Origin of the sequence: Mycobacterium sp. (genome assembly GCF_036273375.1) — a bacterium.
Classification (GTDB): Bacteria; Actinomycetota; Actinomycetes; order Mycobacteriales; family Mycobacteriaceae; genus Mycobacterium.
This window is the reverse complement of the sequence record NZ_DASUHS010000135.1, coordinates 21426-33093: the sequence shown is the minus strand read 5'-3', so window position 1 is coordinate 33093 and position 11668 is coordinate 21426. Positions and strand designations below refer to the sequence as shown.

General features: G+C 67.9%; 9 protein-coding genes. 8 read left to right on the top strand and 1 reads right to left on the bottom strand.

Annotated features, from left to right (window positions below; genetic code table 11):
- The 5 genes from narH to VFW69_RS13100 form a co-directional block, all read left to right on the top strand.
- Positions 1-1313: nitrate reductase subunit beta (narH, locus tag VFW69_RS13120; protein ID WP_526501896.1), on the top strand; the 1313-nt coding region annotated here is incomplete at its 5' end.
- A complete protein-coding gene (gene narJ / locus VFW69_RS13115; RefSeq protein WP_526501894.1) occupies positions 1310-1978 on the top strand; it encodes a nitrate reductase molybdenum cofactor assembly chaperone in 669 nt (222 codons plus the stop codon). The genes narH and narJ, both read left to right, overlap by 4 nt.
- Positions 1971-2702: a respiratory nitrate reductase subunit gamma gene (gene narI, locus VFW69_RS13110; protein WP_526501892.1), complete on the top strand. Its 732-nt coding sequence runs from the start codon at positions 1971-1973 to the stop codon at positions 2700-2702. The genes narJ and narI overlap by 8 nt, the downstream gene beginning before the upstream one ends.
- 170 nt (positions 2703-2872) lie before the next feature.
- On the top strand, positions 2873-4762 hold the full coding sequence (typA, locus tag VFW69_RS13105; RefSeq protein WP_526501890.1) for a translational GTPase TypA: 1890 nt from the start codon (positions 2873-2875) through the stop codon (positions 4760-4762).
- Between the two features lie 78 nt (positions 4763-4840).
- Complete coding sequence (locus VFW69_RS13100) at positions 4841-6703, top strand: ABC transporter family substrate-binding protein (RefSeq protein WP_526501902.1); 1863 nt, start codon at positions 4841-4843, stop codon at positions 6701-6703.
- A 9-nt stretch (positions 6704-6712) separates the two neighbouring features.
- Here VFW69_RS13100 and VFW69_RS13095 read toward each other — a convergent pair whose 3' ends face one another.
- Positions 6713-7324, bottom strand: coding sequence for a TetR/AcrR family transcriptional regulator (locus tag VFW69_RS13095; RefSeq protein WP_526501888.1), 612 nt, complete (start codon positions 7322-7324; stop codon positions 6713-6715).
- A 135-nt stretch (positions 7325-7459) separates the two neighbouring features.
- Between VFW69_RS13095 and mshB the strand changes: the two genes are divergently transcribed.
- From mshB to VFW69_RS13080, 3 genes are all read left to right on the top strand, one after another.
- Positions 7460-8362 carry an N-acetyl-1-D-myo-inositol-2-amino-2-deoxy-alpha-D-glucopyranoside deacetylase gene (mshB, locus tag VFW69_RS13090; protein WP_526501886.1) on the top strand — a complete coding sequence of 301 codons (903 nt, stop codon included), beginning with the start codon at positions 7460-7462 and terminating at the stop codon, positions 8360-8362.
- Positions 8363-8499: 137 nt separating this feature from the next.
- Positions 8500-8916: a hypothetical protein gene (locus VFW69_RS13085; RefSeq protein WP_526501900.1), complete on the top strand. Its 417-nt coding sequence runs from the start codon at positions 8500-8502 to the stop codon at positions 8914-8916.
- Between the two features lie 96 nt (positions 8917-9012).
- Positions 9013-11643, top strand: coding sequence for a bifunctional FO biosynthesis protein CofGH (locus tag VFW69_RS13080; RefSeq protein WP_526501884.1), 2631 nt, complete (start codon positions 9013-9015; stop codon positions 11641-11643).
- The last annotated feature ends 25 nt before the right edge of the window (positions 11644-11668 follow it).

Here is an 11668-nt window from a genome sequence, read left to right as displayed (position 1 = left end):
AGCCGTGGACCTACGACTACGAGAACCTGACCACGGCACCCGCGGGGGACACCTTCCCGACGGCCGCACCCAAAAGCCTGATAACCGGTGAGCCGATGAAGATTTCGTGGGGGCCGAACTGGGACGACAACCTGGCCGGGTCGCCGGAGATCCTGGCCGAGGACCCGATCCTGAAGAAGGTCAGCGAAGAGATCAAACTCTCGCTCGAAGAAACCTTCATGTTCTACCTGCCCCGCATCTGCGAGCACTGCCTCAACCCGTCCTGCGTGGCGTCGTGCCCGTCGGGTGCGATGTACAAGCGCAGCGAGGACGGCATCGTGCTGGTCGACCAGGACCGCTGCCGCGGCTGGCGGATGTGTGTGTCCGGATGTCCGTACAAGAAGGTCTATTTCAACCACAAGACGGGCAAGGCCGAGAAGTGCACGCTGTGTTATCCGCGGATGGAGGTCGGCCTGCCGACCATCTGCTCGGAGACGTGCGTGGGGCGGCTGCGCTACCTGGGCGTGGTTCTCTACGACGTCGACCGGGTGCTGGAAGCAGCGTCGGTGGAGAAGGAGACCGATCTCTACCCGGCGCAGTGCGAGATCCTGCTGGACCCAGGCGATCCGGACGTCATCGCCGGCGCGCGGGCGGAAGGAATCCCAGACGAGTGGATCGAGGCCGCGCAGCGTTCCCCGGTATACGCGCTGATCCACACCTACAAGGTGGCGCTGCCGTTGCACCCGGAATACCGCACCATGCCGATGGTTTGGTACATCCCGCCGCTCTCGCCGGTGGTCGACGCGGTCAGCCGCGACGGGCACGACGGGGAAGACGTCGGCAACCTGTTCGGCGCGTTGGACGCGCTGCGCATCCCGATGCAATACCTGGCCGAACTGTTCACCGCCGGCGATACCGAGGTGGTCGAAGGCGTGCTGCGCAAGCTGGCGGCGATGCGCTCCTACATGCGTGACATCAACCTCGGCCGCGAAACCCAGCCGCACATCCCGCATTCGGTCGGCCTGACCGAAGAGGAGATCTATGAGATGTACCGGCTGCTTGCCATCGCGAAATATGAAGAGCGCTACGTCATTCCGACCGCCTTTGCGCCGCAGGCCCGCGACCTCGAGGAGATGGGCTGCTCGTTGACGGGTGACGGCGGGCCGGGCATGTATGAGTCGGATCCGGTGCCGGTGTCCGTGGAGACCTTCCACACCCTCCAGCAGCGCGGCGACGATCCCGCTAATACGCGGCGGTCGACGCGGGTGAACCTGCTCAACTGGGACGGCGGCCAGGTGCCCACCGGAATGTTTCCCGAAGAGCAGCAGCGATGAAACTGCTTTCGGCGCTCCGGGAGCGCTCCACCAACCGGGCGATGCAGGATCGCTTGGTGTGGCAGGCGGCGTCGCTGCTGCTGGCCTACCCGGACGACGGGTTGGCCGGGCGGCTGGACGAAGTCGACGAGCTGGTCGGCCACATCAGCGGTCCGCCGGCGGCGCTGCTCGGGCAGACGGTCGCGGCGCTGCGCGCCCGTGAGCCGATGGCCGCCGCGATGGACTACGTCGCCACGTTCGACATGCGCCGGCGCGCCACGATGTATCTCACCTACTGGACCGCGGGGGACACCCGTAACCGAGGCCGCGAGATGCTGGCGTTCGCCACCGCCTACCGGGAGGCGGGTGTGCAGCCGCCGGGCGGCGAGGCGCCCGATCATCTGACCGTGGTGCTCGAATTCGCCGCCACCGTCGATCCCGAGGTCGGCCGGCGACTGCTGGACCAGCATCGGGTGCCCATCGACGTGCTGCGCGGCGCCCTGGCCGACGCCAAGTCGCCATACGAGCCGACGGTGGCGGCTGTCTGCGAAACCCTGGCCGCGGCAACCGATCAGGAAGTGCGCCGCGCCGAGCGACTGGCGCAAGCTGGGCCGCCCGCGGAAGCCGTTGGGCTGCAACCGTTTACCTTGACCGTGCCACCCCGCAAAGGAACGCCAAGTGTTTAGCAACGTCCTGTTCTGGGACATCGCGCCCTACGTCACGTTGTCGGTGCTGATCGTGGGCACCTGGTGGCGCTACCGCTACGACAAATTCGGCTGGACCTCGCGGTCCTCGCAGATCTACGAGTCGCGGCTGCTGAGCGTCGCCAGCCCCATCTTCCATTTCGGGATCCTCGCGGTGTTCGCCGGACACGTGATGGGCTTGTTCATCCCGCCGAAGGTCACCCAGATGCTCAAGATGAGCGACCACTTCTACCACCTGCAGGCGGTCATCGCCGGGTCGATGGCCGGCATCGCGACGCTGATCGGCATCGCGCTGCTGGTCTACCGTCGATTCACCCGCCCGGGGGTAAAAATGGCCACCAGCCGCAGCGACAAGGTGATGTATGTGGTGCTGCTGCTGGCGATCGTGGTCGGCCTGTACTGCGACCTGATCGGCACCGGCCCGCACGGCGGCGAGTTCCACTATCGCTACACCGTCGGTTTGTGGTTCCGCCGCATCTGGATCCTGCAGCCGCACGGCGAGGTGATGATCAACGCGCCGCTGGACTACCAGCTGCACGCCCTGATCGGCATGGTGCTGTTCACGCTATGGCCGTTCACCCGACTGGTCCATGCGTTCAGCGCCCCGGTCGTCTACCTGTTCCGGCCCTACATCGTCTACCGCAGCCGTGAGGCGGCGGACAAGGGCGAACTCGTCGGTACGGCGCCGCGCCGGCGGGGCTGGTAGCGACCGTCTTGCGCTGTGGTTGTGCGGCTAGGGCGACGACACGCCGACCCGGCCCGCCGCCACCGCACACTCAACGCCGCCACCGCACACTCGACGCCGTCGACGATGCGCAGGGCGCCCGGTCACCAGCCGGTTCGCTATCCCGGGCCCCCACTGCCACAATCACCGACGTGCTATTTCGCAACGTCGCCATCGTCGCCCACGTCGACCACGGAAAGACCACCCTGGTTGACGCGATGCTGCGGCAGTCGGGCGCGCTGCATCACCGGGGTGACGACACGGTCGAGCGCCTCATGGACTCTGGGGACCTGGAGAAAGAAAAGGGCATTACGATCCTGGCCAAGAACACGGCCGTGCATCGCAAGCATGCGGACGGAACGACGACCGTAATCAATGTCATCGACACCCCGGGCCACGCCGACTTCGGCGGCGAGGTGGAGCGCGGGCTGTCCATGGTGGACGGGGTGCTGCTGCTGGTCGACGCGTCTGAGGGCCCGTTGCCGCAGACGCGGTTCGTGCTGCGCAAGGCGCTTGCCGCCCACCTGCCGGTGATCCTGGTCGTCAACAAGACGGACCGGCCGGACGCTCGGATTTCTGAGGTCGTCTCGGAGAGCCACGACCTGCTGCTCGACGTTGCATCAGACCTCGACGAGGAAGCACAGAAGGCCGCCGAGGACGCCCTGGACCTGCCGACGCTGTACGCCTCGGGACGGGCAGGCATCGCTAGCACGACGGAACCGGCCAATGGCGAGAATCCCGAGGGCGACAACCTCGATCCGCTGTTCGACGTCCTGCTCGAGCACATCCCGCCGCCGCAGGGCGATCCCAAGGCGCCGCTGCAGGCGCTGGTTACCAACCTCGACGCCTCGGCCTTCCTCGGCAGGCTCGCGCTGATCCGCATCTACAAGGGCCGGATCCGCAAGGGCCAGCAGGTGGCCTGGATGCGCGAGGTGGACGGGCATCCCGTCATCACGAACGCCAAGATCACCGAACTGCTCGTGACCGAGGGCGTGGAACGTACGCCCACCGACGAAGCCATCGCCGGGGACATCGTCGCCGTCGCCGGCATTCCGGAGATCATGATCGGCGACACGCTGGCCGATCCGGACCACGCGCACGCGCTGCCGCGGATCACCGTCGACGAGCCCGCCATCTCCGTGACCATCGGAACGAACACCTCGCCGCTGGCTGGCAAGGTGAAGGGTCACAAGTTGACCGCTCGCATGGTGAAGTCGCGGCTCGACGCCGAACTCGTCGGCAACGTCTCCATCAAAGTCGTCGATATCGACCGACCCGACGCTTGGGAGGTGCAGGGCCGCGGCGAGCTCGCGCTGGCGGTGCTCGTCGAGCAGATGCGCCGCGAGGGCTTCGAGCTCACGGTCGGCAAGCCGCAAGTCGTCACTCAGACGATCGACGGGAAGCTGCACGAGCCCTTCGAGGCGATGACCATCGACTGCCCCGACGAGTTCGTCGGCGCAATCACCCAGCTGATGGCCGCCCGCAAGGGCCGCATGGAAGAGATGACCAACCACGCGGCGGGCTGGGTGCGGATGGACTTCATCGTGCCCAGCCGCGGCCTGATCGGCTTCCGCACCGATTTCCTCACCCTGACCCGCGGCACCGGCATCGCCAATGCCGTGTTCGACGGCTACCGGCCGTGGGCGGGGGAGATCCGGGCCCGCCACAGCGGGTCGCTGGTGTCCGACCGCGCGGGCACCATCACGCCGTTCGCAATGATCCAGCTCGCCGACCGGGGCCAGTTCTTCGTCGAGCCCGGCCAGGACACCTACGAGGGCATGGTCGTCGGAATCAACCCGCGCGCAGAGGATCTCGACATCAACGTCACCCGCGAGAAGAAGCTGACCAACATGCGGTCGTCGACCGCCGATGTCATCGAAACGCTGGCCAGGCCGCTCGAGCTCGATCTCGAACAGGCCATGGAATTCTGCGCGCAAGACGAATGCGTCGAAGTGACCCCGGAGATCGTGCGGGTGCGCAAGGTCGAGCTGGACGCCACCTCCCGGGCCCGCAGCCGGTCGCGCGCCAAGGCCCGGGGTTAACACCGGGTGGTCGGACGGGCCGCTGTGCGGCTGCTCGATACCCTGAGCAGCGTGCCGAGACGAGTCCGCCGTTGGTTGATGGTGCTCGCCGGCCTGATCTCGCTGGTCGGACTCGTTCTCTCGGCCTGCACGGTCAACCCGCCGCCGGCGCCGCAGAGCACCGATACGCCGCACAACTCGGTGCCGCCGCCGCCCCGGGTCAGCGAGATCATCATGGGCATCGACTCGATCGGGGCCGGCTTCAATCCACATCTGCTGTCCGACCTGTCCCCGGTGAACGCCGCGATCAGCGCGCTGGTGCTGCCGAGCGCGTTTCGGCCGGTCCCCGATACCAACACGCCGACCGGCTCACGCTGGGAGATGGACCCGACCCTATTGGTGTCGGCCGAGGTGACCAGTCAGAATCCGTTCACGGTGACCTACAAGATCCGGCCCGAGGCGCAGTGGACCGACAACGCGCCGATTGCCGCCGACGACTTCTGGTACCTGTGGCACCAGATGGTCAGCCAGCCCGGGGTCGTCGACCCGGCGGGGTATGACCTCATCACCGGCGTGCAGTCTCTGGAGGGCGGCAAGCAGGCAGTGGTCACCTTCGCCGAACCGTATCCGGCGTGGCGAGAGTTGTTCAGCAACATCCTTCCGGCGCACATCGTCAAGGACGTGCCGGGAGGGTTTGCGGCCGGCCTGGCCCGGGCGCTTCCGGTCACCGGCGGGCAGTTCCGCGTCGAGAGCATCGACCCGCAGCGCGACGAGATCCTGGTGGCGCGCAACGACCGCTACTGGGGACCACCGGCCAAACCCGCGCTCATTCTCTTCCGGCGCGCCGGAGCGCCGGCCGCGCTGGCCGATTCCGTGCGCAACGGCGACACCCAGGTGGCGCAAGTGCATGGCGGCTCGGCGGCGTTCGCGCAGCTGTCCGCCATTCCCGATGTCCGGACCGCCCGGATCGTGACGCCGCGGGTCATGCAGCTCATGCTGCGGGCCACCGAGCCCAAACTGGCTGACACGCAAGTCCGTAAGGCGATCTTGGGGCTGCTCGACGTCGACCTGCTCGCGGCCGTGGGCGCGGGCAGCGACAACACCGTGACCCTGGATCAGGCCCAGATCCGCGCGCCGAGCGACCCGGGATACGAGCCGACCGCGCCACCGGCGATGACGACGCCGGCGGCGCTGGCGTTGCTCGAGGGGGCCGGCTACAAGGTGGAACCCAACTCCTCGGCATCGCCCGCGCCCGTCCCGCCGAACACTGGGCCGCCCGAGGTCATCCGCGGCCGGATCAGCAAGGACGGCCAAGAGCTCTCGCTGGTCATAGGGGTCGCGGCGAATGACCCGACCGCCGTCGCGGTGGCCAACACGGCCGCCGACCGGTTGCGCAACGTCGGCATCGCCGCGACCGTGCTGGCGCTGGACCCGGTCACCCTCTACCACGACGCGCTGAACGACAACCGCGTGGACGCGATTGTCGGCTGGCACCAGGCGGGCGGAAACCTGGCGGCACGGCTCGCCTCCCGATACGGCTGTCGCGCACTGGAATCGACCCAGGTGCCGATTTCCAACGGGCCGGCGCCCACGCCGTCGGCTCCCGCCGGTCCCACGCCATCCACCGGGCCGGCCGCCACGTCGACGACACCGACGACGACACCGCCGCCCAGCCGCCCCGCCGATCCCAACGCCCTGGTGCAGGCGCCATCGAACCTGACCGGGATCTGCGATCGCAGCATCCAGTCGAACATCGACGCCGCCCTCGACGGCACCAAGAACATCAACGACGTGATCACCGCGGTCGAACCGCGATTGTGGAACATGTCCACGGTGCTGCCGATCCTGCAGGACACCACCATCGTTGGGGCCGGCCCGAGCGTGCAGAACGTCAGCTTGTCCGGTGCGGTTCCGGTCGGCATCGTCGGCGACGCCGGCCAATGGATCAAGACCGGGCCGTAATCCGCGTCGTCAGCCGGCGGCCTGCGTTGACCGCGACGGGATCACGGTGTCGACGATCAGCGCCAGCTCCCGCCGGTTCGGTGGCGACCCGTTCAGCAGGAAGTGCTGGTTGATCAGGGCCGACCCGATGCGGGCGGTGAGCGGAGTGACGACCTTCGGATCGAGGTCGCCGTCTTCGATGGCGGCCTCCAGGATCGATTCCACGATTCGCATGCGTGGCCGCACCACCGCATCGGCGAAGATGGCCCGCATCTCGGGTTCGTGCAACAGCTGATGGATGACATCCAGACTGGGGAAGCCGGTCTTTCCGGCCAGCAGGTCACGCTGGGCGGTGAACATCGCCAGTAGGTTCTCTCTGGCCGAACGGCCGGAACGCAGTTCGGGCAGCGGCGGCAGCGCGAAAACCAAAGCGGCATGCACCAGCTCGCACTTGGTGTCCCAGCGCCGGTAGAGCGCGGCCTTGCCGGTGTGGGCGCGCGCCGCGATTCCCTCCATAGTCAGGCCCCCGTAACCGACTTCGGTCAGCTCGGCCAGGGTGGCTTCGTAGAGGGCGCGTTCGAGGACCTCACCTCGCCGGCGGCTTCGGTTGCCGGTGTGGTCTGCGTCCGTGAGCTGGGGCACTCCTCGATAGTAGCCGTGCGCGTTCCTATCCGCCGAGATCCCGGCGACACGGCCACCCGGCGACGAACATAAGAAACGGTGCCGGTCACTAAACCTGACTGCCGATTCGCCGCCGCTGACGGTAGGGTGCCGTCCATGCCTGAGACGCCACGGCTGCTGTTCGTCCACGCGCACCCCGACGACGAAAGCCTGGGCACCGGTGCGACCATCGCCCACTACGCCGCCCGCGGGGCGGATGTCCGCGTCGTCACCTGCACGCTGGGCGAGGAGGGCGAGGTGATCGGCGATCGTTGGGCCGAACTCGCCGTCGATCGGGCGGATCAACTCGGCGGCTATCGGATCGGCGAATTGACCGCCGCGCTGCGGGCGTTGGGTGTCAGCGAGCCCCGCTATCTCGGCGGCGCCGGCCGGTGGCGCGATTCGGGCATGCGTGGCACTCCCCATCGACACCGGCAACGATTCATCGATGCCGACGAGCGCGACGCCGTCGGCGCGCTGGTGGCCGTTATTCGCGAGCAGCGCCCGCACGTGGTCGTGACGTACGACCCTGGCGGAGGCTACGGCCATCCCGATCACGTGCACGCGCACCGGATCACGATGGCCGCCGTGGCGGCGGCCGGCGCCGCAGACTTCCCCGGTGAGCCCTGGGCCGCACCGAAGTTGTACTGGTCGGTCTTCGCGAGGCGCACATTCGAGGCGGCCATGGAGGCGCTGACAGCCCAGGATCTGCGGCCCGAATGGTCGATCCCACCCAAAGAAGAGTTCACCTTCGGCTACGCCGACGACGACATCGACGCCGTCGTCGAGACCGGCCCGCAGGCTCGGGCGGCCAAGCGGGCGGCGCTGGCCGCGCACGCCACCCAGGTGGCGGTCGGGCCGACCGGTCGGGCCTGCGCGCTGTCGAACAACGCGGCGATTCCGATAGTGGGGGACGAGCACTACGTCCTGGCCGCGGGCGCCGCGGGCGAGCGTGACGAGCGCGGCTGGGAAACCGACCTGCTCGCGGGGCTTGGTTTCCCCGCGGCGTCGACGCGGTAAGCTGCCAATCAGGCAGCCACGGAAGGAATTCGCATGGACCCCGACCTGGACCCTAATCTGCAGCACTGGCAGGACCGGCTGGACAGCCTGCAGTTTGTTATCGGCTCCATCATGTCCAACATCGACAGCGTCCCGACCTGACCGAAACCAAGCCACGCGTCGCGTCCGTTGACGACAACGGTGCCACCGACCCCGCGATCCGCTTCGTCGTGTTGGCCCTCTTGGCGGTCGACGGGGTGCTCTCCGCACTTGCCGGAGCTCTGCTGTTGCCGCTCTATCTCGGGACGATTCCGTTCCCCATCAGTGGACTGATTTCTGGACTGGTCAACGCGGCGCTGGTGTGGGCCGCCGGTCGCTGGACCGGCTCATCCCGCCTGGCGGCCTTGCCGTTATGGACGTGGCTGCTGACGGTGGCGGTGGTCAGCATGGGCGGCCCGGCCGACGACGTCATCCTGGGGGGCCGCGGCCTGATGGCCTACGGGGCCTTGTTGCTGCTGGTCCTGGGCGTTGTGCCGCCCGTATGGGTGCTGTGGCGGCGCGGCCGGGGCGCCTGACGTTCGGCCGGGATGTCGCCCGTGTGGCCGCGCGGGTGTGCCGCTACTGTTGACTGTTGCCCAGACGGGACCCGCCGGCGGGTGCCACGATTTCACATGTTGGGACGCACGGATGAAATTCGATCGTGGGGAAGTTACACGAAGGTGCTGTTGACTCCGGGCGAGGAGCCTACCGCTTTGCCCAACCCTGTGGTTCCGGCCAAGACCTCCGCTGAGGTCAGTGCCTCGGCGCTGCGACGGGTATTGCGACGGGCTCGGGATGGCGTTGCGCTGAACATCGATGAGGCGGCGGTCGCGATGACCGCGCGCGGCGCGGATCTCGCGGATCTGTGCGCCAGCGCGGCGCGGGTGCGCGACGCGGGTCTGGAGTCGGCCGGGCGGCGCGGCCCGGGCGGCGGGCTGCCGATCACCTATTCACGCAAGGTTTTCATCCCGATCACCCACCTGTGCCGGGACAGCTGTCATTACTGCACCTTCGTCACGGTCCCGGGAAAGCTGCGCGCCCAAGGGGCCGGCATGTATCTCGAGCCCGACGACATTCTCGACATCGCCCGCCGGGGCGCCGAACTCGGTTGCAAGGAAGCACTATTCACCCTCGGTGATCGGCCCGAGGACCGCTGGCCGGAAGCACACGAGTGGCTGGAGGCGCGTGGCTACGACTCCACGCTGTCCTACGTGCGGGCGATGGCGATCCGGGTGCTCGAAGAGACCGGGCTGTTGCCGCACTTGAATCCGGGCGTGATGAGTTGGTCGGAGATGGCGCGGCTCAAGCCGGTGGCGCCGTCGATGGGCATGATGCTCGAGACGACCTCGCGCCGGCTGTTCGAGACGAAAGGGCTTGCGCACTATGGCAGCCCGGACAAAGATCCGGCCATCCGCCTGCGCACGCTGACCGACGCGGGCCGGTTGTCGATTCCGTTCACCACCGGCCTGCTGGTCGGCATCGGCGAGACGCTCGCCGAACGTGCCGACACCTTGCATGCGATCCGCAAGTCGCACAAGGAGTTCGGCCACGTGCAGGAAGTGATCGTGCAGAACTTCCGGGCCAAGGAACACACCGCGATGGCAGCCGTTCCCGACGCCGGCATCGAGGATTACCTGGCGACGGTGGCGGTCGCGCGGTTGGTGCTAGGGCCCGGGATGCGCATCCAGGCGCCGCCGAACCTGGTGTCGCGCGACGAGTGCCTGGCGCTGATCGGCGCCGGAGTGGACGACTGGGGCGGGGTTTCACCGCTGACGCCCGACCACGTCAATCCGGAGCGACCGTGGCCGGCACTGGACGACCTAACCGCTGTCACCGCCGCAGCCGGTTACGAGCTGGTTCAGCGGCTGACCGCACAGCCCAAATACGTGCAGGCGGGCTCGGCCTGGATCGACCCACGCGTGCGGGGACATGTGACGGCGTTGGCCGATCCGGCGACCGGACTGGCTCGCGACGTCAACCCGGTAGGCATGCCCTGGCAGGAACCCGACGACGTCGGCTCCTCGGGCCGGGTCGACCTCAACGCGGCGATCGACAGCGAGGGCCGCAACACCGATACCCGCAGTGATATCGACAGCGCGTTCGGCGACTGGGAATCGATCCGTGCCCACGTTCACGAACTGGCCGCGCGTGCTCCCGAGCGCATCGACACCGACGTGCTTGCCGCGCTGCGCTCCGCCGAACGCGACCCCGCCGGGTGCTCCGACAGCGAATATCTGTCGCTGGCGACCGCCGACGGTCCGGCCCTGGAAGCGGTTGCCGCCCTTGCGGATACGTTGCGCCGCGAGGCCGTCGGCGATGACGTGACCTTCGTGGTGAACCGCAACATCAACTTCACCAACATCTGCTACACCGGGTGCCGATTCTGTGCGTTCGCGCAGCGCAAGGGCGACGCCGACGCGTACTCGCTGTCCACCGACGAGGTCGCCGCCCGCGCGTGGGAAGCGCACGTCGAGGGCGCCACCGAAGTGTGCATGCAGGGCGGCATCGACCCCGAGCTGCCGGTGACCGGCTACGCCGACCTGGTCCGCGCCGTCAAAGCGCGGGTGCCGTCGATGCACGTGCACGCGTTCTCCCCGATGGAGATCGCCAACGGTGTGACCAAGAGCGGGTTGAGCATTCGTGAGTGGCTGACCAGCCTGCGCGAAGCGGGCCTGGACACCATCCCCGGCACTGCCGCCGAGATCTTGGACGACGAAGTGCGCTGGGTGCTGACCAAGGGCAAGCTGCCGACGTCGGTGTGGATCGAAATCGTCAGCACCGCACACGAGGTGGGGCTGCGGTCGTCGTCGACCATGATGTACGGCCACGTCGACAGCCCGCGGCACTGGGTCGGCCACCTCAATGTGTTGCGTGACATCCAGGACCGCACCGGCGGTTTCACCGAGTTCGTGCCGTTGCCGTTCGTGCACCAGAGCTCACCGCTGTATCTGGCCGGCGCGTCGCGTCCCGGGCCCACCCATCGTGACAACCGGGCGGTGCATGCGCTGGCGCGAATCATGTTGCACGGCCGCATCTCTCAGATCCAGACCAGCTGGGTGAAACTCGGTGTCGAGCGCACGCAGGTGATGCTCAACGGCGGCGCCAACGACCTGGGCGGCACATTGATGGAGGAGACCATCTCGCGGATGGCCGGTTCGGAATACGGCTCAGCCAAGACGGTGGCTGAGCTGATCGCGATCGCCGAGGGTATCGGTCGCCCGGCGCGGCAGCGCACTACCGACTACACGACCCTGGCCGCGTAGTTCGCTTTTTTGTCACAGGCGGCGG